General features: G+C 69.8%; 25 protein-coding genes and 1 pseudogene. 15 read left to right on the top strand and 11 right to left on the bottom strand.

All coding sequences use genetic code 11. The annotated features are described in order from the left end of the window. Positions 1 to 520: 520 nt before the first annotated feature. A complete protein-coding gene (locus ACZ7SW_RS37755) occupies positions 521 to 934 on the bottom strand; it encodes a hypothetical protein (RefSeq protein WP_470235150.1) in 414 nt (137 codons plus the stop codon). 72 nt (positions 935 to 1,006) lie between these two features. On the opposite strand from ACZ7SW_RS37755, the gene ACZ7SW_RS37750 reads away from it, so the two are divergent. The 7 genes from ACZ7SW_RS37750 (at position 1,007) to ACZ7SW_RS37720 (ending at position 7,577) form a co-directional block, all read left to right on the top strand. After that, entirely contained in the window at positions 1,007 to 2,017 is a 1,011-nt protein-coding gene (locus tag ACZ7SW_RS37750; RefSeq protein WP_470235149.1) for a hypothetical protein, read from the top strand. Next, complete coding sequence (locus tag ACZ7SW_RS37745) at positions 2,014 to 2,928, top strand: nucleoside triphosphate pyrophosphohydrolase (RefSeq protein ID WP_470235148.1); 915 nt, start codon at positions 2,014 to 2,016, stop codon at positions 2,926 to 2,928. The genes ACZ7SW_RS37750 and ACZ7SW_RS37745 overlap by 4 nt, the downstream gene beginning before the upstream one ends. Before the next feature lie 542 nt (positions 2,929 to 3,470). After that, positions 3,471 to 4,025, top strand: a complete 555-nt coding sequence (locus tag ACZ7SW_RS37740; RefSeq protein ID WP_470235183.1) for an RNA polymerase sigma factor — start codon at positions 3,471 to 3,473, stop codon at positions 4,023 to 4,025. A 29-nt stretch (positions 4,026 to 4,054) separates the two neighbouring features. Further along, a complete protein-coding gene (locus ACZ7SW_RS37735; protein WP_470235147.1) occupies positions 4,055 to 4,843 on the top strand; it encodes a zf-HC2 domain-containing protein in 789 nt (262 codons plus the stop codon). 21 nt (positions 4,844 to 4,864) lie between these two features. Next, positions 4,865 to 5,668, top strand: coding sequence for an ABC transporter ATP-binding protein (locus ACZ7SW_RS37730; RefSeq protein WP_470235146.1), 804 nt, complete (start codon positions 4,865 to 4,867; stop codon positions 5,666 to 5,668). Then, positions 5,668 to 7,014 (top strand): hypothetical protein, encoded by a 1,347-nt coding sequence (locus ACZ7SW_RS37725; protein ID WP_470235145.1) that lies wholly within the window; start codon positions 5,668 to 5,670, stop codon positions 7,012 to 7,014. Before ACZ7SW_RS37730 ends, ACZ7SW_RS37725 begins: the two co-directional genes overlap by 1 nt. Then, on the top strand, positions 7,014 to 7,577 hold the full coding sequence (locus tag ACZ7SW_RS37720; RefSeq protein ID WP_470235144.1) for a hypothetical protein: 564 nt from the start codon (positions 7,014 to 7,016) through the stop codon (positions 7,575 to 7,577). Before ACZ7SW_RS37725 ends, ACZ7SW_RS37720 begins: the two co-directional genes overlap by 1 nt. Before the next feature lie 77 nt (positions 7,578 to 7,654). Here ACZ7SW_RS37720 and ACZ7SW_RS37715 read toward each other — a convergent pair whose 3' ends face one another. The 5 genes from ACZ7SW_RS37715 to efeU form a co-directional block, all read right to left on the bottom strand. Beyond that, the gene (locus tag ACZ7SW_RS37715) at positions 7,655 to 8,065 is read right to left on the bottom strand and encodes a PPOX class F420-dependent oxidoreductase (protein WP_470235143.1); all 411 of its coding nucleotides are present in this window, start codon (positions 8,063 to 8,065) and stop codon (positions 7,655 to 7,657) included. A gap of 4 nt (positions 8,066 to 8,069) precedes the next feature. Next, entirely contained in the window at positions 8,070 to 9,134 is a 1,065-nt protein-coding gene (locus ACZ7SW_RS37710; RefSeq protein ID WP_470235142.1) for an LLM class flavin-dependent oxidoreductase, read from the bottom strand. 105 nt (positions 9,135 to 9,239) lie between these two features. Continuing rightward, positions 9,240 to 10,499 (bottom strand): iron uptake transporter deferrochelatase/peroxidase subunit, encoded by a 1,260-nt coding sequence (gene efeB / locus ACZ7SW_RS37705; RefSeq protein ID WP_470235141.1) that lies wholly within the window; start codon positions 10,497 to 10,499, stop codon positions 9,240 to 9,242. After that, on the bottom strand, positions 10,496 to 11,647 hold the full coding sequence (efeO, locus tag ACZ7SW_RS37700; RefSeq protein WP_470235140.1) for an iron uptake system protein EfeO: 1,152 nt from the start codon (positions 11,645 to 11,647) through the stop codon (positions 10,496 to 10,498). Before efeO ends, efeB begins: the two co-directional genes overlap by 4 nt. 2 nt (positions 11,648 to 11,649) lie before the next feature. Beyond that, on the bottom strand, positions 11,650 to 12,501 hold the full coding sequence (gene efeU / locus ACZ7SW_RS37695) for an iron uptake transporter permease EfeU (RefSeq protein WP_470235139.1): 852 nt from the start codon (positions 12,499 to 12,501) through the stop codon (positions 11,650 to 11,652). A 268-nt stretch (positions 12,502 to 12,769) separates the two neighbouring features. Here efeU and ACZ7SW_RS37690 point away from each other — a divergent pair, with 268 nt between their 5' ends. After that, positions 12,770 to 13,570, top strand: a complete 801-nt coding sequence (locus ACZ7SW_RS37690; RefSeq protein WP_470235138.1) for a lysozyme family protein — start codon at positions 12,770 to 12,772, stop codon at positions 13,568 to 13,570. Positions 13,571 to 13,927: 357 nt separating this feature from the next. Here the strand turns inward: ACZ7SW_RS37690 and ACZ7SW_RS37685 are convergent, their stop codons facing one another. Together ACZ7SW_RS37685 and ACZ7SW_RS37680 are read right to left on the bottom strand one after the other, a co-directional pair. Then, complete coding sequence (locus ACZ7SW_RS37685; protein ID WP_470235137.1) at positions 13,928 to 14,110, bottom strand: hypothetical protein; 183 nt, start codon at positions 14,108 to 14,110, stop codon at positions 13,928 to 13,930. Positions 14,111 to 14,316: 206 nt separating this feature from the next. After that, positions 14,317 to 14,721 carry a tetratricopeptide repeat protein gene (locus ACZ7SW_RS37680; RefSeq protein WP_470235136.1) on the bottom strand — a complete coding sequence of 135 codons (405 nt, stop codon included), beginning with the start codon at positions 14,719 to 14,721 and terminating at the stop codon, positions 14,317 to 14,319. A 70-nt stretch (positions 14,722 to 14,791) separates the two neighbouring features. Between ACZ7SW_RS37680 and ACZ7SW_RS37675 the strand changes: the two genes are divergently transcribed. From ACZ7SW_RS37675 to ACZ7SW_RS37660, 4 genes are all read left to right on the top strand, one after another. Continuing rightward, entirely contained in the window at positions 14,792 to 15,283 is a 492-nt protein-coding gene (locus tag ACZ7SW_RS37675) for a VOC family protein (protein ID WP_470235135.1), read from the top strand. 115 nt (positions 15,284 to 15,398) lie between these two features. Then, positions 15,399 to 16,685 (top strand): phosphopyruvate hydratase, encoded by a 1,287-nt coding sequence (gene eno, locus ACZ7SW_RS37670; RefSeq protein ID WP_344280197.1) that lies wholly within the window; start codon positions 15,399 to 15,401, stop codon positions 16,683 to 16,685. A gap of 193 nt (positions 16,686 to 16,878) precedes the next feature. Continuing rightward, positions 16,879 to 17,244, top strand: coding sequence for a septum formation initiator family protein (locus ACZ7SW_RS37665; protein WP_078870811.1), 366 nt, complete (start codon positions 16,879 to 16,881; stop codon positions 17,242 to 17,244). A gap of 254 nt (positions 17,245 to 17,498) precedes the next feature. Then, entirely contained in the window at positions 17,499 to 18,020 is a 522-nt protein-coding gene (locus ACZ7SW_RS37660) for a DUF501 domain-containing protein (protein WP_470235182.1), read from the top strand. An 82-nt stretch (positions 18,021 to 18,102) separates the two neighbouring features. Here ACZ7SW_RS37660 and ACZ7SW_RS37655 read toward each other — a convergent pair whose 3' ends face one another. Beyond that, positions 18,103 to 19,248: a hypothetical protein gene (locus tag ACZ7SW_RS37655; RefSeq protein ID WP_470235134.1), complete on the bottom strand. Its 1,146-nt coding sequence runs from the start codon at positions 19,246 to 19,248 to the stop codon at positions 18,103 to 18,105. A gap of 12 nt (positions 19,249 to 19,260) precedes the next feature. On the opposite strand from ACZ7SW_RS37655, the gene ACZ7SW_RS37650 reads away from it, so the two are divergent. Further along, positions 19,261 to 20,223, top strand: coding sequence for a lytic transglycosylase domain-containing protein (locus tag ACZ7SW_RS37650; protein ID WP_470235133.1), 963 nt, complete (start codon positions 19,261 to 19,263; stop codon positions 20,221 to 20,223). Positions 20,224 to 20,238: 15 nt separating this feature from the next. After that, positions 20,239 to 21,150, top strand: a pseudogene (locus ACZ7SW_RS37645) (LysR family transcriptional regulator); the annotation flags it as partial. A gap of 47 nt (positions 21,151 to 21,197) precedes the next feature. Here ACZ7SW_RS37645 and ACZ7SW_RS37640 read toward each other — a convergent pair. Both ACZ7SW_RS37640 and ACZ7SW_RS37635 read right to left on the bottom strand, forming a co-directional pair. Then, complete coding sequence (locus ACZ7SW_RS37640; protein ID WP_470235181.1) at positions 21,198 to 21,881, bottom strand: SDR family oxidoreductase; 684 nt, start codon at positions 21,879 to 21,881, stop codon at positions 21,198 to 21,200. 47 nt (positions 21,882 to 21,928) lie between these two features. Next, a complete protein-coding gene (locus ACZ7SW_RS37635; RefSeq protein WP_470235132.1) occupies positions 21,929 to 22,669 on the bottom strand; it encodes an SDR family oxidoreductase in 741 nt (246 codons plus the stop codon). Between the two features lie 179 nt (positions 22,670 to 22,848). On the opposite strand from ACZ7SW_RS37635, the gene ACZ7SW_RS37630 reads away from it, so the two are divergent. Continuing rightward, positions 22,849 to 23,802 (top strand): Ppx/GppA phosphatase family protein, encoded by a 954-nt coding sequence (locus tag ACZ7SW_RS37630; RefSeq protein ID WP_470235131.1) that lies wholly within the window; start codon positions 22,849 to 22,851, stop codon positions 23,800 to 23,802. Positions 23,803 to 23,931 lie beyond the last annotated feature (129 nt).

Raw genomic sequence — 23,931 nt, 5'->3', positions numbered from 1 at the left:
AAGGTGGGGCGCAGAACCGAATTCCCCGCGGAGGCACCCCTTGACGGTCCTGACCACCGGCGCTCGTGGCGGTATCGGCGCGATCCTGCTGCGCTGCTTGCCCGACGTCCGAGCTGCCAGCCGCGCCCCGGAACAGCATGTTCCTCTACGCCGAGCCGTCCGGCGTCGAGGAACTGCTGAACGCCGCCGTTTCGGCCGGAGTCCGCCGGCAGTGCTGCTCTCCTCGGACTCAGTGACCTTGCCCGACGCCGAGCACAATGCGTTGGCCCGCCACCATTCGCTGGTGGAACGGGCCCTCCTGTCCGCACCGCTGACCTCGCCGAACTAGCGCTGTCCACCGACGAATTAGCCAGCGAGACGATCAGCTTGGGCGGGCCGGAGGTGCTCAGTTTCCGGGACCAGGCAAAGATTTTGGCGGAAGCGCTCGGCCAGGAGATCGAGCTGCGCGATCACCGGACGCCCTGGCCGCATTTTCCGCCAGTGGGCGACGGAGAACCTCGCCGCGTTCCGATGACCGCCCTCAATTCGCCGGGCAGACCTCGAACCCCGGCGGTTGCGCGGTAGCCAGCCGCAACGACACTTCCTCCTGCGGCGTCGGCAACGCACCGCAGCCGGACATCGGCAACGGCCGGGGACGCCGCGGCACCCGGGCTCCCGAACCGCCGCCGCGACCCGGGTACACGAGCAGTCCGCGTTCTGGATCCGGTACCGCGTCGAGGGCGCCGGTCACGGCGGGCAGTTGCCGGAAGCGATCTCGTTCTTCTTCCGAGGAGAACTCGATCTCCAGCGTCACGCCCCAGCGGTGAACGTGCCACGTCCACTGCTCGGCGCCGTTGGTCAGCGCGGCCTCGGTCAGACGGTCGCCGTGAGCGCGTTGCCACGCGCTCGCCGCGAAGGCCCCGTCGAGGACTTCGATCGACAACCAAGAGTCCATATGTCGACAATAGCCCGCTGAATGCCTCGATGGTGTTGCGTTTCGAGGGCATGTGAGAGGGTAGGACCTGTGATGCGGATCATGGGGTGCCGTCGTGCGCTGGGCGCCGTTCTCGCCGGAGCTTTCCTTCTCGCCGGATGCGGTACCGGCTCCAGTCAGGTGGGCACCGCCGCGGTCGTCGACGGTCAGGTCACCACCATCGACCAGGTCCAGGCGCTGCTCGACCGCGCCGTGCAGGAGCAGCCGTACGCCCGGCAGCTCGCCACGCGGCACCAGCTCGACCTGGTCGGGCGCGAGATCGTCCGGCAGACGCTGCTGCACGAGGTCGTCGTAAAGGCCGCGCAGAAGGAAGGCATCTCGGTCGACGAGGCCACCGTCACCGAGGCCATGCAACAAGATCCGCTCGCGTCGCCGGTGCCCGAGTCCGTCACGCAGGACCAGTCGGCGGCCGTCACCCAGCTCGTCTGGCGGCTGCGCGATCACCGCGAAGCCGTCACCGATCAGTACTTGCAGCAGCGGATCGCGCTGAAGTACCTGCCGACGCTCGCGGTGAACTTCGACTACACCAGCATCGGCGCGCCGACCTCGGAGAGCCAGGCCCCGTCGATCGACCCGAAGGCCGCGCGCGGCCAGGCCATCGCCAAGGCCGAGGAGTACGCGGCCAACCCGGGTGCGATCCAGGCCGACATCCGCGGCGGCGCGCAGGGCAACGTCGGCCAGCAGGCTCCCGCGCTGTCGTCGCCGCAGGACGCCGCGACCGTGCTGTTCGGCGTGCCCGCGAACACCGCCATCGCGTTCCAGCCGAACCCGGCGAGCGCGCCGACCTGGTGGGTCACCGCCGTGGTGCGGAAGCGGACGACCGATTCGAAGGTCGCCACCGACCAGGTCCAGCAGCCGACGGCGGCCCAGCTGGGCGCGATCGGCGTGCGGATGCTTCAGCCGTATGTTGGCAAGGTGGACTTCAAGATCAACCCGCGCTACGGCGTGTGGGACCCGGTCGGCATGAACCTCGCTCCGAGCGCGGCCGAGGTCACGGGCGTGGCCGTGCCGCTGCGCGGCGGCGGTGCCCCGGCGCAGCAGTGACCGGCACCGTAGTCCTGGTCCACGGCGCGACGCTGCCCGCGGCCGCATTGCCCCTGCTTCGCACTAGTGCCGTGTATGCCGCGAGCGACGTCGATCCCGCGCAGTTCGGCGTCCCGCCAGTAGGCCAACCCTCCGCGGACATCGTGCTGCTCGCCGCCTCCCGCGCGGAACCGACCGCCGCAGCGATGCTCGCCGACGGTGCGCAGTTGATCGAAACGCCGGTGCCCCCGCTCGTGGAAGCGGTCGAGGTCATGGACCGCCTGCGCTCCCCGGGCGGCTGCCCGTGGGACGCCCGGCAGACGCACGAATCCCTGCGGCAGTACCTGGTCGAGGAAACGTACGAACTGCTGGAAGCCATCGAGGACAACGACCGGGCGGCGTTGCGCGAGGAACTGGGCGACGTCCTGCTGCAGGTCTTGTTCCACGCCCGCGTCGCCGCCGAACACGGCCGCGCCCCCTTCACCATCGACGACGTGGCCGGCGACCTGGTGGACAAACTGGTCGGCCGCCACCCGAACGTCTTCGCCGACGCGGCCCGCATCGCCACGGCCGAGCACCAGGAGCTGAAGTGGGAAGAACTGAAGCAGGCGGAGAAGCAACGTAAGTCCATTGTGGATGGTGTGGCGCTCGGTCAGCCCGCCGTCGCCCTTGCCGGAAAACTGGGCCAGCGCAGCGGCCGGGCCGGGATCCCGCTGGACCTGTTCCCGCAGGACTCCTCGGCCCCCGCCCAGCTGTTCCGGACGGCGGCGACCGCGCGCCGAGGCGGGTTGGACCCAGAGGGTGAGCTCCGCGCGGTAGCGAAGCAGTTCGCCCGCGACATCCGCGCGGCGGAGACGGCGGCACGGAAAGCCGGGGTGGAACCGGCGACCTTGGAGGCTGAGGGCTGGCGGAAGTTCTGGCCTTCGGCTTGAGCCGGTTTTGTTGCGCCGCTTAGGTTTCTGTGGCTTGTGGAGTTGACGGCTGTCGAGGGTTTAGTCTGGCCCCGCGCGGGTTCTGGCGTGCTGCTTGGTCTCTCGAGTCTGTGCTCGATTCTTGTGCTCTCGCTTGCCTTCCGCGAGTCGCTGCGCTTTCGTGTGCACTGGCCGATTTGCGGAGCGCGGAGCACCCGCGCTGGCCATCGTTCCTCGCAATGACGGGCACTTCGCGCTGGCGTTGATGGGCGCTCGCGCTGGCTGACGGGCACTTCGCGCTGGCGCTGATGGGCGCCCGCGCTGACCGACGGGCACTTCGCACAGGTTGGCATTGCCCTGCTCGCCACCCCGGCCGCACCTTCCTCCATCGACTCTCGCTGGCCGCTCTCACCCGATTGACGGAGCCGTCCCCCATCCGCCCCCGCCCCCTCCGTCCCCCGGGCACGATTGCGCCCGGCGTCCGGATCACCCCGGCTCCACAAATGTGACCCAAGTCACTCATTTTTGAGAACCGGAAGCGCGGAGGTGGCGTCTTGCCTGGTGTGAGACACAAGCCACCCAGGGAGCCGGACGAGGAGCATCTCCTCCGGCGCACCGCCCGCGGTGACCGTGCGGCGTTCGAAGAGCTCTATCGCCGCACGTCGCCGTGGCTCGCGATTCGCCTGCGGCACCGCTGTTCCGACGACCAGATGGTCTCGGAGGTGATGCAGGAGACCTACCTCGCCGTGTGGCGCGCCGCGGGTTCGTTCGCAGGCGTCGTCGCCGGTGGCTCAGCCGTGGGCTGGGTGTGGACGATCGCGGTGCGGCGGCTTATCGACGCCTACCGGCGGCGTGCGCACCACGCGCATCCTCCGCCCGCGGCGCAGGAGGCGCTGTCCGCACCGGCCGCCGAGGAAGAGGCGCTGGCCGGCACGGTCGGCGATTCGGTGGGCGAGGCCTTGCGGAGTCTCGCGCCGGAGCTGCGCGAGGTCCTGCAGGCCATGGTGCTCGACGGATTGTCGGTCCGGGAGACCGCGATCCTGCTGGACCTGCCGGAGGGCACGGTCAAAACCCGGGCCCGCCGTGCCCGGATCGCGATGCGGGAGGCGTTGTCGTGAAACCAGGACTCGCCGAAGGAGGTCAAGCCGTGAACCACGTATCCGACCGGATGCTCGCCGGTTACGTCGCCGGTCGCGAACTGCCGGGGGACGAGGCATGGGCGATCGAAGGGCACCTGGAAAAGTGCGCGCAATGCCGGGCGCGGCTCGCCGGCGCGTCCACCGCCGAGGTGGCCGGTCTGCTCGGCACCGTCTGGGCCGGGCTGGAGCCGGACCTCGCCCGCGCGCCGCAGCCGATGCCGCGGCGGGCCGCCGGGTGGCTGCGGTGCTGGGCGACCCCGGTGATGGTCCCGTGGCTGGTGATGGTCCTCGTGGTCGGCGCGCTGTCGGTCTACCTCGACCGGTCGCTTCGCGACGGGCTGTCGTTCGTGCAGCTGCTTTCCCCCGTGCTGCCGGTCTTCGGGGTGGCGGCGGCGTGGTCGCGCGGGCTGGATCCGTCGTACGAACTCACCGCGGCGACCCCGCGGGCCGGGCTGGAGCTGATCCTGCGGCGGACCACGGCGGTCGTGGTGCCGGTGCTGGCGGTGCTGCTCCTCGCCGGCTGGCTGGTCGGCGCGCGGATGGGGTTCGGGCTGCTGCCGAGTCTCGCGTTCACCACGGGGACCCTCGCGCTCGGCACGTTCATCGGCGTCGCCTGGGCGGCGTCGATCCTGATCGGCCTGTGGCTCGGCGCGCTGGTGGTGCCGAGCATCGCGTTCGGGGGCTCGGTACTGCTGGAGGCCGCCGCCTGGCCGGGCTGGCTGGCGGCCGCCGTCGTCGCGGCCGTGTTCGTAGTGCTTCGCCGGAACACCTTCACGCGGCTCGCCGCGCATCACTGACGGAAACGAGAGGGGACACCGATGCGGGCTATGGAAGCCGCCGAGGTCGCTCCGGCGACCTACGCCTGGGAAATCCAGGCACAGGGACTGAAAGTGCGGGTCGGCCGCAACCGGATGGCGGTCGACGGCCTCGACCTCACGCTCGGCACGGGGGTGCACGGGCTGCTGGGGCCGAACGGCGCGGGCAAGACCACGTTGATCCGCACGCTGGCCACAGTGCTGCGGCCGACGGAAGGCGAGCTGGCGCTGCTCGGGGCGCCGATCGGGGGGCGCTTCGACCAGCGCGCACTGCGCCGCCGGATCGGGTACCTGCCGCAGACCTTCGGGTACTACAAGCGGTTCACCGTCCGTGAGTTCGTCGAATATATGGCGTGGCTCAAGGAAATGCCGAAACAGGAGGTGCCGGGGGCGGTACAGCGCGCGATCGAGCGCGTCGGTCTCGCCGAGCGCGCCGAGGACAAGATGAAGACCCTGTCCGGCGGAATGGTCCGCCGCGTCGGCATCGCGCAGGCGATCGTGAACGATCCGGTGCTCCTGTTGCTCGACGAACCCACGGCCGGGCTCGATCCGGCGCAACGGCTGCGATTTCGGGAGCTGCTGCAGGAAATCGGCCGGGACGCGTGCGTCGTCGTGTCCACCCATCTGGTCGAGGACGTCGCCGCGGCCTGCTCGGACGTCGTCCTGTTCGCCGCCGGGAAGCTGGTTTTCCAAGGCACGCCGGCCGATCTGGCCGGGGCGGGCAGTGAGGCGGACGTCGGCGACAGTGCGATCGAGCGCGGCTATTCGGCGCTGCTCGGGCACGCCAAGGGGAAGGGAGCCTGGTGATGAGCGCGTTCCGGATCGAACTCCGGCGCACCGTCGCCCCGTGGCTGCCCGTCGTGTTCCTGGTGGTGGGGCTGGGGTTTCTGCTGTTCTCCCGAGGGCCGTGGAGCCACGGTTCCGCGGCCTGGGACGCCACCTGGCTGACCGCGGTCGGCTGGTCTCGCTACCTGCTGGTGCTGTTGTGGCCGATCATCGTCGGGACCGCGGCGATCCAGGGGATGCGGGACGCCCGCGCCGGCGTCGGCGAGCTGTTCCGTTCCACGCCAAGGCCCGCCGGGCAGCGGGGCAGGACGCTCGCGTCCGCCGTCGGGCTCGCCGCGGTGGCCGGCTATCTGGTGCTGGTCGCCGCCGGGGGCGGGCAGGCCGTAGCCGACGGCGGGATGTTCACCGCGGCGTGGATGACGCAACTGCTGCTCGGAGTGCTGTCCGTGGTCGCCGGGGTGGCGCTGGGGCTTGGCCTCGGGCGGCTGCTGCCGTATCCGATCACCGCTCCGGCGCTCGCGGTGCTGGCCCTGGTCGGCGGGCTGGTGCTGCAGGTGTCGGGCGAGACCGAACGGGTCCCGAATCCGGCCGCGTTGCTGGGGATCGGGCAGTTGCAGCCGCGAGGTCCGTTCGACGTGCCAGCGCCGGCGGTGCAGATCGGGCAGCTGGCCTGGTTGCTCGGGCTCTCCGCGGCCGGATTCCTGGTGCTGTTCGCCAGTTCGGCGCGAGTCAAGGTGCTCGCGCTGCTCCCGGTGGCGGCCGGGCTGGCTGTGGCCTTGCCGTTGTTCCCCGCAGCGCCGGAGAACAACTACACCGTCGACAAGACGGCCGCCGCTCTCGTGTGCGACGGCCCTGTGTGCGTCACGCGGCTGCACGAGGATTGGCTGTCCACTGTGGCCGGACCGGGCAAGGAAGCCTTGCGGCTGCTGGAGAAACTGCCGCAACGTCCGAGCCGGGTCGAGGAATCGACAGTGTCGTTCCGGAACACCAAAGTGGGTCCGCGAGATCCATCCCGGCTGCTGATGCAGCAGGACTCCTATGCGTTGTATGACAAAAACGGTCACCGCCTCACCATGGCGCTGCTGAATGGTGCCGGGACGCTGCCCTGCCACGCCCCGTCCTACGGCGGCGAGAAGAACGACCGGGAGGACGCCGCGCGCTGGGTCATGGCGCAGTGGCTGGCAGGCTCGTACGCGCCGCCGACCTCGTACTCGCAGCCTCCGCTGCGGACTCGAACGGACCCGGCGTGGTCCGCGCTCAAGGTCGTGCCCGAGGCGGAGCAGACCGCTCGGGTCGCTGCGGCCCGGCAGTTGGAGCTGTCCTGCACTGGTGACCCGCTGAAGGTCCTGATGGAAGGTGCGCGCTAATGCGGTGGATAGCGCTGTACGCGCGTTCTCGCCACCTCACGGCGGCATTGGCAGCGGTGTTGCTCTGTGCCGTCGTTCTCCCGCTGCTGCTGGGAGACGGCTGGTCGATGATCTTCGCGACAATCACCCTCGGCGCCGCGGTCGCGGTGGCGGGCGTGGGCCTCAGCGGACAGGACCTCGATCTGGACCGCACGGCCTCCTTCCTCTGGCCGCCCCGGAGGCTGTCGCACCTCTTGTTGATCGGTGTGGTGGGCAGCGGAGTAATGCTCGCGGCACAAGGCCTCGCCGACCTCTCGACGGACACCGCCTGGACCCTCCGCACCACGGCCGGGCTTCTCGGTCTGACCGGTCTGGCGGCCACGCTGTTCGGCGGACAATTCGGCTGGACGCTGCCGATGGGCTGGGCGATGACGGCGGTGTTCGTCCCGAGTGCCGTTGGCCGGGCCTACGACGTCGTGGCGTGGCCGATGGCGACGGCGGACGCCGAGGCGGCGTGGTGGACGGCCGGGTTGCTGTTCGTGGCGGGCACGACGGCGTACGCGATGGTGGGTGCTCGGCGTTGAGAGCCCGTGGACCGGTGAAGCGAGCCGCAGCCCCGTCCCTCCCCCGGGCAGGGGCGGGACTGCGGACTGGCGCGGCTTCAAACGTTCCGGTTGTTCGGCTTCACCTCGAGCGGTTCGCGGTCGGGGTCGTCGATGCCCATGCTGATGATGCGCTGCGGGTGGATGCGGATGACGGCGCCGTCGAGGTGGCCGTCCGGTGCGAAGGCGTCCGGCACGGCTTCCGCCCGGCCGCGGATCTCCAAGCAGCGGATGCGCATCGGCGTCGTCGAGGGCTGGTCGTCGATCACGATGGCGACCTGGCCGTTGGCCTCGACGTTGCGGTATTTCCGGCTCTTGGTCAGGTGGTACCCGGTCACGTCGATGGTCCGCGTCTCCGGATTCCAGGCGAACGCGACCGGGCTGACCTGCAGGGTTCCGTTCGGCTGCTGCGTGGCGACCCGGGCGAGGGGCTGGTCGGCCAGGTAGCTGAGTTCTGCGTCGGTGAACATGCACCTACTGTGCAAGTTCAAGTTTGCTTGAAGTCAAGCGCACGCGGGGGATCACCTGCTCGGCGAACCGTCGCATCTCCGCTTCGAAGGGCTGAAATTGCAGCATAAACGTCTCGATTCCCAGGTCAGCCCACTCGCGGATCCGCTGTGCGACGGTGTCGTAACTGCCCACCAGCCCGGCCGCGGTGCCGCCGTTCGTGCCTATGTGCGGGTACTTCGCGAACGTCTGGAACATCACCGCTTTCGGATCGGCGTCCGCCACCAGCGCTTCCCAGCGCGCCTTGCCCGCCTCGGCCAGTTCCCACAGCGTCGCCAGTTCCGCTTCGGCCTCGGCGTCGGTTTCGCGGGCGACCACGAACGCCGACAGTCCAAATCGGACCGGCGGGCCGACCCTCGGGCGCGCGGCGACGTCGTCGATCAGCCGGGCGACGTTCTCCCGCGGCTGCCCGTTGATGAACCACACGTCGGCCTTGTCCGCCACCAGCGCTCGCGCCGGGTCCGACTCGCCGCCGACATACACCGTCGGCGAAGAACCAGCGGGCCGCAGCTGGTACCCGTCGACCTGGAAATGCCTGCCCTCGAACGAAACCCGCTCACCGGCCAGCAAACCGCGCACGACGCTGATCCACTCGCGGCCGTACTCGTACCGTTCGTCGTGCTCGGCGAACGGAATGCCGGCTCGCGCCAATTCCGGCTTGTACCAGGCGTTGACCAGGTTCAGCCCGAACCGGCCGCCACTGATCTCCTGGATCTGCAGCGCCTGCTTGGCCAGCACCACCGGATGCACGAGATACGGCTTGATCGCCGCGATGATCTCGATCCGCTCAGTGAGCGCGGCGAGCGCCGCTGCGGACGTCCACGTTTCCAGCTGATCCAGCTCGTCGCCGAACGGGTTCACCACGTGCTGCGCGATGAGCGTCGAATCGAAACCGAGCCGGTCGGCCTCGACGATCAGCCGCCGGTTGCGTTCCCAGCTCGCGTCCACCGGATCGTCCGGATGATCGAACGGGCCCCACGACCCGTAGACGACCGCCCACACCCCGAACCGCGGCTGTGCCACAGCGACCACGACCGAACTCCTCACCTCGCACGGATGAACGCGGTCACCGTCGCTTGCCCGGAAGGCGCCGGCAACCGGTCCCACGCAGTGGCGGGGCGGCGAGGTTTGTACTGGTCAGGAGAAGAGCCCGGTACCCCAGTCGCTGGTCGGGGTAAGGCCCGGCGGGATCGCGAAGTGTGCGGAACCGGTGTGCTGCAGGTACTCCATCATCGCGTCCTTCGACGACAGCACCTGCTGCATCGGGACGTACTGCGTGCGCGTATCCCGGTTGAACGCCAGGAAGAACAGCCCCGCCTCGAGGTGGCCGACACCGTCGGAGCCGTCGACGAAGTTGTAGCCGCGGCGCAGGATCTGCACGCCCTCGCGGGTCTGGCGCGAGGCCAGCCGGATGTGCGCGTCCTCGGCGATCAGCGGGGTCCCGCCCGCGCCGCCGACCTGCAGGTCGACCTGGTCGAACTCGCCGGTCTGCCCCAGCGGCGCACCAGTTCCCTTGGTGCGCCCGACAATCTGCTCCTGTCCGGCGAGCGTTTCGCGGTCCCACGTTTCGATGTGCATCCGGATCCGGCGCGCCACCAGGTAGGTGCCGCCAGCCATCCACGCCTGTCCGTCGCCGGCCTGCGCCCACACCTGGTCGCGGAGCACGTCGGTGTCCTCGGCCTTGACGTTGTTGGTGCCGTCCTTGAATCCGAACAGGTTGCGCGGCGTCTGCTGCGAGCGCGACGTCGACGAACTGCGGCCGAACCCGAGCTGCGACCAGCGCACCTCGGTGACGCCGAAGCCCAGCCGCACCAGGTTGCGCACCGCGTGCACCGCGACCTGCGGATCGTTCGCGCAGGCCTGGATGCACAGGTCGCCGCCGCTGCGAGCCGGGTCGAGCTTGTCCTTCGGGAACGCGGGCAGGTCGATCAGCTGCGGCGGACGTTTCGCGGCGAGGCCGAACCGGTCGTCGAAGAGCGAGGGGCCGAAGCCGATCGTCAGCGTCAAATCGGAGGCGGGCAGGTCGAGCGCCTCGCCGGTGTCGTCCGGCGGGGCCTGCGCGGACCCGGCGAGCGCGCCGTTCGGGCCGACCTCCTGGCCCGCCGTCATCCGCCTTGCCGCGGCCGTCCAGGTGCGCAGCAGTTCGCGGAGCTTCTTGGCGTCCTTCGTGGTCACGTCGAGCGCGGCGAAATGCAGGTTCGGCTGTGCCGGGGTGACGATGCCCGCCTGGTGCTCGCCGTGGAAGTCGACCTTGGACGTCGCGGCCGCGGCAGGGGTGTCGCCGCCGAGCCGGTCGAAGCCGACACCGGCCGCCGCGCCCGCGCCGGCCAGCGCGACTCCGGCGCCGGCCAGCCCGAACAGCTTCCGGCGGGAAACCTGGGTTCCCTCCTCAGTCACTTGGCCACGACCTCCGCGACCTTGCTGAGCGGCTCGCTCAGCGCGTCGACCGCCGAGGCGAACGCCTTGATCTGGTCCTGGGAGAGCTCGTTGTAGTACTTGAAACCGTCCCCGGAGCGGGTCTTGTCCAGCAGCCCCTGCACGTTCGCGAACTCCTTGTCCAAAGTGGACACCAGAGTCGCGTCGCGCTCCTGCAGGATCGGCCGCAGCGCAGCGATCGCGCCCTTGGAACCGTCGAGGTTGGCCTGGAAGTCCCACAGGTCGGTGTGCGAGAAGGTCTCCTCCTCGCCGGTGATCTTCTTCGTCGCGACCTCGTCGAGCAGGCCCTTCGCGCCGTTGGCCAGGTCCAGCACGCTCAGCTGCAGCGTCTTGGTCTTGGCGACGAGTGCCTTGACGTCGGTGAGCAGCTTGTCCGCGATCTGCGGGCTGTCCGGCTTCAGGCCGGTGGTCCACAGGTCCTTCTCCAGCCGGTGGAAGCCGGTGAACTGCTGGCCCGGCTCGACGTCGGCCTCGCGGGCGTCGATCGACGGGTCGAGATCGCCGAACTTCTCCGCGACCGGCTCGATCCGCTCGTAGAACACGCGGGTGCGCGCGTACTCGGCCTTCGCTTCGTCAGTCTTGCCTGCCTTCACCGCGGCGACGAACTTCGCCGTTTCGGCCTCCAGCGCCGAGCTGTTGTTCTCGACGTAGGCGGCGTAACCCTTGGTAGCAGCGGCTTTCTGCGCGTTGGCGTTGCTCGCGCCCTGCGCGCCGCCGGTGACGGTGAAGTCGCCGCGGATGCCGTTGCCGACCATGCCGGGCTTGCAAGCGGTCTGGTACTTGCCCGCGTCCGGGACCTCGACGATGAGCCGCCGGTTCAGTCCTGGCGCGATGTTCTCGACCTCGCCCATGATCCGGTCGCCCTCGGCGTAGAGGTAGAACTCGGTGACCTTGCTGCCCTTGTTGGCGATCTCGAAGGTCAGGTTGCCCGCGGCCGCGGTCGTCGCCGACACCGAGCAGGCGGTGTCGGACGCCTCGACCTTGATCGGCCCGCCCGAGGCCGCGCCGGAGGGACCGGACGCGGAGTTCGTGCTGTCGCAGGCGGTCAGCGCGACGAGGGCGCCGAGGCCGGTGAGCACAGCCGTCGAGGTTTTGCGGAACTGGGGCACGGTCACTCCTTGACGGCGGCCGGGGCGGCGGGTGCCGCTTCGGTCTTGTTCTTGCGGGCAGGCTTGAGGAACAGCGGAAGCACGATCGCCACGTACGCGACCCACGCGATCGCTTGCAGCACAGTGGTTTGCTGCGAATAGTTGAAGATCCCCTTGAGCAGCGCGCCGTACCACGAGGTTTCCGGCAGCGTGCTCGACGCGTCGAAGGCGAGCGTGGTCAGGCCGGGAATGAAGCCGGCTTCCTGCAGGTCGTGCAGGCCGTAGCCGAGGACACCGGCGGCGACGAACACGAGCAGCACGCCGGTGATCGTGAAGAACTTCGCCAGGTTGAACCGCACCGCGCCGCGGTAGAGCAGGTAGGCGAGCACGATCGCGGCGGCGATCCCGATCACGAACCCGATCAGCGGCTGCAGGGTGTCGGACTGCGCGGTCTGCACGGCCGAGTAGAAGAAGACGGCGGTTTCGAGCCCTTCGCGGCCCACCGCGAGGAACGACAGCAGCAGCACCGCCGCCGGACCGACCTTGAGCGCGTCCTCCATCTTGCCGCGCAGTTCGGCCGCGATGTGCCGGGAAGCCTTGCGCATCCAGAAGATCATCGCGGTGACGAAGATGACCGCGACGATGGAAAGCGTGCCGCCGAGCAGTTCCTGATGCTCGAAACTCAGCTGCGCGGTGCTGTAGGTGAGGATCGCGCCGACGCTGACCGACAGCAATACGGCCGCGCCGACCCCCGGCCACACGAACCGCAGCGCGTGCCGTCGCTCCGTTTTGACCAGGAAGGCGACCAGGATGCTCACCACAAGCGCGGCTTCGAGGCCTTCGCGCAGCCCGATGAGCGCGCTTGAAAACACCACTGTTCAGCCCTCCTTCGACTACCTGACCTGATGTTTTTAGGTAAGGCTTGCCTGTAAGTCCAGAGGGAGTTTCGCTGAACGGGTCCGGCAAAACGGGCAAAACGACGTTCTGCGGGGAGTTAGGTTAGGGTAACCGCAGGTCAGGGCGTCGCCGAGGAGTCACGTAACGAATTGTGTGACCTGGGCGGCTCAAGTGCCGAGTTAACCATCCGCTTGCCATTCGCCCAGTCCAGCGTCCCTCAGCCGGGTTCATCAGTAACCTGTCCGGGTGGCCGATACCACTCAGCCGACCATCGCCCCGTCTCCGGCGGGCCCGCCGCGCCGCTACCCGAGCCGCATCGCGTTTGCGCTGGGCCTGGTGCTGACCGGGGTCGTGCTGGTGGTGACCATCGGAATCCAGAATCCGAACCCGCCCGCCCCTCCCGCCGCGGCCGGTCCGCCCCCCGTTTCGGCCAAGCCGGAACCGCGTCCGCAGCCCGGCACCGAAGCTCCCCGGGTCGGCTTGGCCGCCCCGCCGGACCGCCCGCTGGTGTCCGATCAAGCGGAACTGGACGCGTGGGCGACCCGGGTCGCCGGAAAAACGCGATTGGACGCGCGAGTGCTCGCCGCGTACGGCCGCGCGGAAATGTGGATGCAGCGGCAGAAACCGTCGTGCCACCTGTCGTGGGCGACGCTGGCGGCGATCGGAAACCTGGCCTTCGGAACGGAAAAACCCGGCGAGGACGGCACCATGGCGGTGAACCCCGGCCCGGCGGAAGGCCCGGACACCGACCAGGGAAAACTCGACGGCGACCGCACCGCCGACCACCGCGTCGGCCCGCTGCGGATCATGCCCGCCGCCTGGCACAAACACACCCAGCGAGCAAACGGCGACGGCAAACCCGCCGACCCCCGCAACCTCGACGACGCGGCCTTCACGGCCGCCCGCTACCTCTGCTCCGGCGACGACGACCTGGGCGCTCCGGGGGGTTGGTGGAAAGCGATGCTGTTGTACAACCCGGCGGTGAACTACGTGCAGGACGTCTTCATCGCGGCGGATTCGTTCGCGGCGGAAAGCGTGGCACCCTGAGCGGGGTTGGTCGGGCTGGCCAGCGGTTGGCCAGCGGCTGGTCGGCGAGATGGCCTCACCTGGCTGACGGCACGGCTTGACCTGCTCGGTGGTCGGCGAGATGGCCTGACCTGGCCGGTTGGCGACGGCGGCTTGGCTCGATCTTCGGCCGCGTTGATTTTTGCGGCTGTACTTGGCTTTTTCGATGTGCAGCTAGCGATGTGCCGTTACGGCTCGCCAGTGCGGCGGACTGGGTCGATGGCTTGCCAGGGGTCTGGTCGCCTCGAAGTCCGGTCCGCCCGGGTGAGCGGCTGAATCCGCAACCCGTTTCCAGCCTGACCAACGGCCCGACCCGGCCCGATCCAACGAGGTCAGCAGTCAGTGGGTCGTCAGCGCGGCGCTCACTCGCACCGGCTTCTGCGGCAAACCCTCGGCGCGCACCGGCTGCTTGCGCGGCTGGACCGGGTGGCGTTCGTTCAGTTCCACGAGCGTCGGCGCCAGCGCCATCAGCACCAGCACAATCAGCCCGGCGGTCGCTCCGATCACGGTCAGCGCGGTCATGTCGGCCTCCTCTAATCGCTCTCTGTGATGACACCAAGGATCGCGCTTCGCCCGGTCTGCCCGGATCGGCCGACCGGCCGAGCCGAGGCGCCGGATGGCCAGGCTTCCCCGCTGCCCTGTTCACTTCAGAAGACGCGCCGGAGCCGTGCTGGATCCGGCGGTTGCCCGGGAGTGCCTCCGCGCGTGCACATTCGGGAGACGCGGGCTCAGCGGTCGCTCAGCGTGATCCTCGCCCTGACCTCGCTGATCGCCTCGAGATACTCCGGCACCGGGTTCATCGCCGACGCCATCCGCAGTTGTGCGAGCGCCTCGGCCAAACGGCCGAGGCGCTGGAGGGTGCGGCCGAGCACGAACCTGGCGTAATGATCAGTGGGGTCCAGTTCCAGCACGCGGGTGAAGGCTCGTTCGGCGCGGCGCAGCTGGGCGGAATGGAAGTACGCACGCCCGGCGAGCAGTTGCACACTCGGCTTGTCCGGCTCGTCGACGAGCAGGGGTTCGAGCTCTTTGAGCGCGTCGAGCGGACGTCGCCGCGCGACCAGATGCTCGGCGTTGCGGAACCTGCGGAAGCGCGATTCGCCGTCGGGTTCGGGGGCTGCTGCGGCGTCCGTCATGGTCGCCTCACGATACCGGCGCGGAGGGCGTTGCACGACCGTCAGGCGAGTCGTGATGGACTGTTCCGCCATGAGCAGCGATCAGGAACCCGACTACCTGGGACTGGCGCCGTACCTCTACTACAGCGATGCGACCGCCGCGCTCGCGTGGCTGACCAGGGTGTTCGGCTTCACCGAGGAAGTCCGCTTCGAGGACGGGGCCGGCGAGGTCTTCCAGGCGACGCTCCGCGCGGGCGGCGCGCGCCTCCAGCTGGCCGGGGTCGGTCCCGAATACTGGGAGGCCAAGGGGGTCGAGGGGCCGGTCGGGCAGTTGAACGTCGTCTACGTGACCGACGTCGACGCGCAGCACGAGCGCGTGTCCGCGGCGCTCGGCGAGGACGCCGCGCCGGAACCGCCGCAGGACCAGCCTTACGGCGCGCGGATCTTCACCGTGGCCGATCCCGGCGGCAACAGCTGGACGTTCTGGCAGCAGGTGACCGATCAGGTCGAGCTGCCGTCGGGGTGGCGCGAAGTCCGGCCGGACGACCAGGCCGCCGACGAGACCGGCGAAGTGCCCGGCTGAGCTGGAGAACACGCAGCGGAACGGCCCGGTACCGGCCTGGCCTCCAACGGGTGAACCCGCTGGGCGGTTACTCTGGGCGGCGTCACCGCAGGCACGACCCACCAAGGAGCAGAGCGTGGCTCTCATCGAGCAGGTAGGCGCGCGCGAGATTCTCGATTCGCGCGGGAACCCGACCGTCGAGGTGGAGGTGGCGCTCGACGACGGCACTCTGGCCAGGGCGGCGGTCCCGTCCGGCGCGTCGACCGGCGAGCACGAAGCGGTCGAGCTGCGCGACGGGGACACCGGTCGCTACAACGGCAAGGGCGTGGAGCGCGCGGTCGCCGCGGTGCTCGACGAGATCGGGCCGGACCTGGTCGGCGTCGAAGCGGTCGACCAGCGGATCGTCGACCAGAAGCTGGTGGACCTCGACGGCACGCCGGCGAAGTCGCGGCTGGGCGCGAACGCCATCCTCGGCGTTTCGCTGGCCGTCGCGAAGGCCGCCGCGGAATCGGCCGAGCTGGAGCTGTTCCGCTACCTGGGCGGGCCGAACGCGCACGTGCTGCCGGTGCCGATGCTGAACATCCTCAACGGCGGCGCGCACGCCGACACCGACGTCGACATCCAGGAATTCATGATCGCGCCGATCGGCGCGGAGTCGTTCCGGGAGGCGCTGCGCTGGGGCACCGAGGTGTACCACGCGCTGAAGTCCGTGCTGAAGGGCCGCGGCCTGGCCACCGGCCTCGGCGACGAGGGCGGTTTCGCGCCGAGCCTCGCCAACAACCGCGAGGCGCTCGACCTGATCCTCGCCGCGATCGAGAAGGCGGGCTACGCGCCGGGCCGCGACGTCGCGCTCGCACTGGACGTCGCCGCGACTGAGTTCTACTCCGACGGCGCCTACACCTTCGAGGGCTCGAAGCGCAGCGCCGAGCAGATGTCCGCGTACTACGGCGAACTGCTGCGCGACTACCCGCTGGTCTCCATCGAGGACCCGCTGAGCGAGGACGACTGGGACGGCTGGGTCCAGCTGACCTCCGAGATCGGCGACAAGGTCCAGCTCGTCGGCGACGACCTGTTCGTCACCAACCCGGACCGTCTCGAGGAGGGCATCACCCGCCGCGCGGCGAACGCGCTGCTGGTGAAGGTCAACCAGATCGGCACCCTGTCGGAGACGCTGGACGCGGTGTCGCTGGCCACCTCGTACGGCTACAAGTCGATGATGAGCCACCGGTCCGGCGAGACCGAGGACACCTTCATCGCCGACCTCGCGGTCGCCACCGGCGTTGGCCAGATCAAGACCGGGGCCCCGGCGCGCGGCGAGCGGATCGCGAAGTACAACCAGCTCCTGCGCATCGAGGAAACCCTCGCGGACGCCGCGCGCTACGCCGGCGACCTCGCCTTCCCGCGGTTCAGCGCGGAGGCCTGAGGGGCACATGGCCGACCGGGGGAGGGCGCGCAGCCGCCGCGGCGGCCGGGCGGCGGGAAGCGGGTCCAGCAGGGCCCGCCGTCCCGCGTCGGCCCGGCGCCGCACCGGCGCGGGCACGACGGAGACGACCAGGGCCCGGCTGCGCCGCGGCCTGGCGGCGAAACGCGCCTCCGGTGCGGCCAAGGTGCTCGGCATGTCGACCACCCGGCGCGCCGCCGTGGTGGCGATCGTCGTGTGCGCGCTGGCGTTCACCGTCGCGGTCCCGTTGCGCACCTACCTTTCCCAGCGTTCCGAGGTCCGTGACCAGGAAGCGCAGCTCGCCCAGCTCCAGCACGAGGTCGCTCAGCTGCGCGACCGCAAAGCCCAGCTGAGCGACCCGGCCCAGATCGAGGCGGAAGCCCGCCGCCGGCTCCGGTACGTGAAGCCTGGCGAGACCCCGTGGATGGTCCAGCTGCCCGAGGACCAGCCCGGTTCGCCGACGGCCGCTCAGCCGGGGCAGCAGCCCGCTCCGCAGGCGCCTTGGTACGAGAACCTTTGGGCGCAGGTTTCCGGGGGCTGAGGTTTCCGGCCGGTTGGTTCTTGGTTCGTTGGGCACGCTCCTTGATGTCGTGGGTGCTGGTCGTTCTCTCGCGGCTGGGATGGGCTGTTCCGGTGTCTTGATTTCGTGGCGAAGCTTCGACTGCCATCCACGTTAAACACTTCGGAAGCGCGGCGGAGGCGGCTGAGCCGAGTTGTCCACACGGTGTGCCGGTTGTGGACAACCCGGCCGTTTCGGCAGAGGTCTCGACGGGTCGGACGGACGGCGGCATTAGCCTGGAGAGCGTGAACAGCAGCACGGAGACACCCCGATTCGAGCCCGTCACCGATGCCGACCGGGAGGTCATCGCGCAGCAGCTGGGACGGCCGCCGCGGGCCTTGCGGGCGGTGGCCGCGCGGTGCCCCAGCGGGCATCCCTCGGTGGTCCAGACCAGTCCGCGGCTGGAGAACGGAACGCCGTTCCCGACGTTGTACTACCTGACCTGCCCGCGGCTGACGTCGATGGTGGGCACGCTGGAGGCGTCCGGCGTGATGAAGGCGATGACCGAACGCCTCACCACCGATCCCGAACTCGCGGAGACTTACCAGCGCACGCACGAGACGTACCTCGCCGAGCGGGACGCCATCGAATCGCTCGGCACCCAGGTGACCGCGGGCGGGATGCCCGGACGGGTGAAATGCCTGCACGTCCATCTCGCGCACACACTCGCGGCCGGCCCGGGAGTGAACCCGTTCGGCGACGAGACCCTCGCCTGGGTCCGCGAACAGGGCTGGCCGACGGGCGACTGCGCCGGGTAACGCTCCGGTCTCGGGCGCGGATAGGCACAGCAGAGGCCGGTGCCCGCCCGGGTGGGAATGCTTCGCGGCGCGCACCGGAGTGTCACACCGAGCAGGCGGGCCTGGGCGCACCGCCGGGCGTGCCGGGGAGGGGCGGAAATTGCGGGTGCCACGCAGATCTCGGCGGTCGGTGCGCGCTGAGGCGTCTCCTGGTGCGGAGACTCGGGCGGAACCGGCGGCGGACGGTGCGGGTGAGCGGGTTGCCGGTGGTGAGTTGGGTGCTGGCGGCGAAGTAGCTGGCGACGCGACGATCGGTGAGTCCGGGGCCGGTGGTGGTGCGGACGGTGGCGGGGCTGCGGACGGGATTGCCGTTGGTGGCGAGGCCAGTGCTGATGGCGGGGCTGCTGATGCAACCAGTGATGGGGGCACCGACGGGACTGCTGGTGGTGGTGAGGTCGGCGAGCGCGGGGTTGTTGGTGCAGCTGACGGGATCGCTGCTGACGGCGATGCAGCTCGCGGCGTGGACGGCGCTGGCGGCGATGTAGTTGGCGATGCGGCGGCTGGTGAGTCCGAGGCCGATGGTGGAGCGGTCGATGACGAGGCTGCGGACGGGATCGCTGCTGGTGGTGAGGTCCGTGCTGACGGCGGGATCGCTGATGCCACCGGTGACGGAGTCGCTGACGGGACTGTGGTTGGCGGCGAGGCTGCGGACGGGATTGCCGTTGGTGGCGGGGTTGCCGATGCGCTCGGTGGCTCGGCTGATGGGATCGCTGCGGGTGGCGAAGCCAGTGCTGATGGCGGGGCTGCCGATGCCGCCGGTGAAGGGGTCGCCGACGGGACTCTGGTTGGCGGCGAGAACGTCGGCGAGCGCCGGGTCGCCCCTGTAGCTACCCCTGCCGGTGGCGATGCAGCCGGTGGCGACGGGACCGGCGAGGGTGGCACCGATGGCGAAACCACTAGCACAACAGCCGACGGAGGCCGCACCGACGATGAGGTAGCTGGCGCTGAAGGAGACGAACCCACCGAAAGCAAGAAGCGAACAGCCGTGCTTGTCGGGCCGCCGCCGGATAAGCCTCGGTGGATGGGCCGGGTGCGGGTTCGGGCGCGGCGGGGGCGTTATCGGGCTCGGCGGGTGGCTTCGCGGCATCGGACGGTGGTCGCGGTGCTTGCGGGAGTTCTCGGAGTACTCCCGGCGACCGTCGGTGCTGGAGTGGTCGTCGGGTGGGTCGGGCGGATGCCGGTGGTGCACACGGCGGACGTTATGCCTGATCAGGGCTACGACCCAGGGATCCGCGGAGTCGCCGTAGACGGGCGGTTGCCTGATGCGCCCGCACCGATTCCCCTTCCTGCGTATGACCTTCCGGACGGGCCGCTCGGGATTCCGGCTACCGCGCTCGTCGCGTATCGGCACGCGGCTGACGTTTTGGGGAAAGAGCAGCCGGGGTGTCATATCGACTGGGCGCTTATCGCGAGCATCGGGCGGATCGAGTCGAATCACGCGCGGGGCGGATACGTTGACCCCGCGGGAACGACGCTTCAGCCGATTCTCGGGCCGCAGCTCAACGGAACTGGCCCGTACGCGGCGATCCCGGACACCGACCACGGCGTGCTCGACCACGACCCGGTCTGGGACCGCGCGGTCGGGCCGTTCCAGTTCATCCCGGCGACCTGGCAAACGTACGCGGCGGACGGCAACGGCGACGGCAAGGCCGACCCCAGCAATCTCTTCGACGCCTCGCTCGCGGCGGCGCGTTATCTCTGCTCCGGCGGGCTCGACCTGGCCAATCCGGACCAGTTGCGGACTGCGATCTACCGCTACAACAACTCCGACGCGTACGTGACCACGGTCATTCTCTGGGCGGAGGCCTACCGCAAGGGCGTCGCGCAGGTGCCGGACAGTCCGGTTCCGGTCGGGGCTCCCGGGCCGGCGACGTCCAGCGCCGCGCCGCCAGCGAATCCGGGGAATGGGCCGAGGCCGCCGGGGACTACTGGGGTGTCGTTGCCGCCGGTCTCTACTGGGGCTCCGTCAGTGACGCCTACCGGGACGACGCTGCCGGGCAGCTCGTCCGGGGCTCCGTCGGGCAGTCCGACCGATACGCCGACCAGTCCGACGTGCGGGTCCACCACCACCACGACTACTACGACGACGACTGCGCCGACGACTCCGACCTGCACCTCGTCGAGCAGCAGTCAGGCGAGCAGCGGGGCGTCGGCTGCCGGTTGACCAGCGAAACCGGCAATGAGATCTTCTCCGGTAACCTCGCTTACACCATTACAAACCCTCGCCACCGCAGGGGAGCCGATGAGTCTTCGTCAGTTCGAGTACGCCTTGGCGGTCGCCGAGGCGGGGTCGGTGACCGCTGCGGCCGAGCTGCTTCACGTCGCCCAGCCGTCGGTGTCTCAGCAGATCCGCGGGCTTGAGCGGGAACTCGGCGTGCAGCTTTTCTCCCGCACGCCTACCGGACTGGTGCCGACCGTCGTGGGGCGGGCGTTTCTCAAGGACGCCGAAGTCGCAGTGCGGGCGGCGCGGCGGGCGCAGGCCACGGCGCGGGCGGGCGCGGACGAGCTGGTCGGCGAGTTGCTCGTCGCGGCGCAGATGGGGTTGGGGACCCGGCAGCTGCCGGGCGCGCTGGCTGCTTTGCGGAGGCGGTTTCCGCGGTTGGCGGTGACCGTTTTCGAGGAGCCGAACCCCGCTGAGCTGGAGCAGCTGGCCCGGCGTGGGGTGCTGGATCTCGCGTTGCTGGGGTCGGCGTGCGACGAGGGGCTTTACGAGGGGCATCATCTTGGCGACGAGGAGTTCGTCGTCGTCCTTGGCACCGGGCACCGCTTGCTCAAGAAGGACCGGATCGCCTTGCGGGAGCTGGAACAAGAACACTGGATCCGGTTCGATCCGGACAGCGCGCTCGACGGTCATCTGACAGAAGTGTTGCGCGACAACGGATTGGAGCCGACCGCGGTCGCGCGGGTGTCGCAGACCTCGACGGCGGTGCGGTGGGCCGCGCACGGGCTGGGCGTGACGCTCGTTCCGGCGTCGGCGGTGCCGGAGGGCCATGAGCACCTCGTCCGGCCGGTGTTTCCGGTCGTGGCCCAGCCCGTCGTCGCGGCGGTGCGGCCCGGGGCTGGGCCCGCGGAGATGGCGTTGCTCGAGTTCCTGCGGCAGGAGACTTGGTATCAGTCGGTGGCACCTGCCGCACAACTTCAGAGTTGCGTGTCGCCTCCGTCTACGACCAGTTCGATGCCGGTGGTGAAGGTGGCGTCGAAGGCCAGGAAGGCGACGGCGCGGGCGATCTCGTCCGGGGTGCCCAGCCGTTTCATCGGGTTGGCCGCGGCCCGGGCTGCCTTGAACTGCGCGGCTTCCTCCTCCGACATCCCGGCTTCCAGGATGTCGGTGTCGATGGGGCCGGGGCTGATCGCGTTCACCCGGATGCCGCGCGGGAGCAGTTCGGAGGCGAGCGTGCGGGCCATCGACCGCAGGGCGGCCTTGCTCGCGGAGTAGACGCTGGTTTCGGCCAGGCCCATGACGTTCGCGGTCGAGGTGGTCAGGACGACGCCCGCCCCGGAGCGCAGCAGTGGCGCGAGCTTCTGCACGGTGAAGTACGCGCCCTTGACGTTGACCGCGAACTGCTCGTCGAACTGCTCCTCGGTGACCGACTCGAACGGTGTCGTCCGGGCCATCCCGGCGTTGACGAACAGGGCGTCGACCGGGCCGGGTACCTGGGCCGCCAGCGCGTTCAGGTCGGAGAGCGACGCCACATCGCCGCGGACGGCTGTCGCGCCGTTACCGAGTCGGGTTAACGCCGCCTCGAGGCGTGGCTGCGAACGGCCGGTGATGATTACCCGAGCGCCGCCGTCGGTGAACAATTTCGCGGTGGCGAAACCCATTCCGGTGCTGCCGCCAGTAATGACGACAATTTTGTCCTGATAAGCATTCATCGCGGGTATTCGCCTCCGTCGACGGCCAGACCGCTTCCGGTCAGCCAGTTCGCTTGGTCGGACAACAGGAACAGCACGGCGTTGGCGATGTCGTCGGGTTCGCCGTCCCGGCCCAGCGGGACACCGGGGAGTTCAAGGCCGCCGGACGACAGGCTCGCCCACTGCTCCCGGGTCGCTACGCCGCCGGGGGTGGCGGTCCGGCCGGGGGACACGGTGTTGACCCGGACGCCGGCGGGCGCCAGTTCGGCGGCCAGGCCTTGGCTGTACGCCTCCAGGGCCGTCTTCGCCGCGACGTAGTGCAGGAATGGCGGGAACGGCGGGCGGACCGCGGCGGTGGAGATGTGCACGATCGCGCCCGAGCGGCGGTCCCGCATGCCCGGGGCCAGCAGCGCGTCCAGGCGGACCGCGGCCAGGAGGTTCACCGACAGCGCGTCCTGCCATTCGTCGTCGGGGATGGCCAGGGCGTTGGGGTGCGGACGCGCGCCGCCGGCGTTGTGGACCAGCAGGTCGACGCCGCCGAGGACCTCCTGCGCGGCGGAGGCGATCGTCTGGGCGCCGTCCGGCGTGCGGACGTCGGCCTCGACGAAGGACGCGCCTTCCGGCACCGGGCCGGCCGACCGGGCCGTGGTGAGCACGGAAGCGCCCGCCTCCAGCAATTGCCGCACGATTGCCGCGCCGATTCCGCGGGAACCGCCGGTGACGACCGCGCGCTTTCCCGCTATCCCGTAATCGGGCATGCTGCTAAACCTCTCGATAAAAGAAGAAGAAAACCGCCGCGAAACCGAAAGCGGCGAACACGGCAACCGTACGTGCGGAAAAGAGCGGAAAGCAAAGACCAAATGTCGGTGAGGGGGCATAGGACCCGCCTATGCCCGGCTTGCCCGCGAAGCGCCGGAGACCAAGTAAAGTCGGGGCCATGCCTCGGGTAGCTGCGATCGACTGTGGGACCAACTCCATCCGTCTGCTCGTCGCCGAGTTGACGCCGCGCCACGACGGCACGGTCGACCTGCGCGACCTGCACCGCGAGATGCGCATCGTGCGGCTCGGCCAGGGAGTCGACGCCACCGGCAGGCTCGCGCCGGAAGCGCTCGAACGCACCCGCGCGGCGCTCGCGGACTACACCGTCGCCGCGCGGCGCAAGGGCGTGGAGAAGGTGCGCATGGTCGCCACCTCGGCTACTCGCGACGCGAGCAACCGCGACGAGTTCTTCGCGATGACCCGCGAGACGCTCGGCGTTGAGGCCGAGGTGATCAGCGGCGACGAGGAAGCCCGGCTGTCCTTCACCGGCGCGGTCGGCGAGCAGGACCCCGAGGACGGCCCGTTCGTGGTCGTCGACGTCGGCGGCGGCTCCACCGAACTCGTCCTGGGCACCTGGAACGGCCGCGAGGCCGAGGTGATCGCCGCGAAATCGGTCGACATCGGCTGCGTCCGGATCACCGAGCGCGCGCTGAAGGGCGACCCGCCGACCGCCGACGAGGTCGCCACCGCCCGCGAACTGGCCCGCGGCATCCTCGCCGAGGCGTTCGACGTCGTGGACGTCGCGAAGGCCCGCACCTGGATCGGCGTGGCCGGCACCGTGACCACGTTGTCAGCGGTTTCGCTGGCGCTGCCCGAGTACGACTCCGAGCGCATCCACCTGTCGAAGCTGACCCACGGCGAGATCGACCGGGTCGCGCAGAACCTCCTCGCGGCCGACCGCGAGACCCGTGCCGCGAACCCGGTGATCCATCCCGGGCGGGTCGACGTGATCGGCGGCGGCGCGGTCGTCGTCCAGGTGCTCGCCGAGGAACTCGCCGCGCGCGGTGGTCCGGACCAGTTGGTCGTCAGCGAGCACGACATCCTGGACGGGATCGCTTTGTCGCTCGCCTGAACGCTCCGCAGTGCCCCGGTAACCACGCGCGCACCCCGCGTCCGAACCCGTACCAAAATGACCGAACGTCATCAACCGCAGTTCGTTGTGAGCTGTCTGGGTGACGGGCGGCGTTGTTATTCATGTGCA

Source organism: Amycolatopsis sp. NPDC114484 (assembly GCF_055633755.1).
Note: the sequence above shows the minus strand (reverse complement) of the source record. Positions and strands in the feature narration are given on the sequence as shown.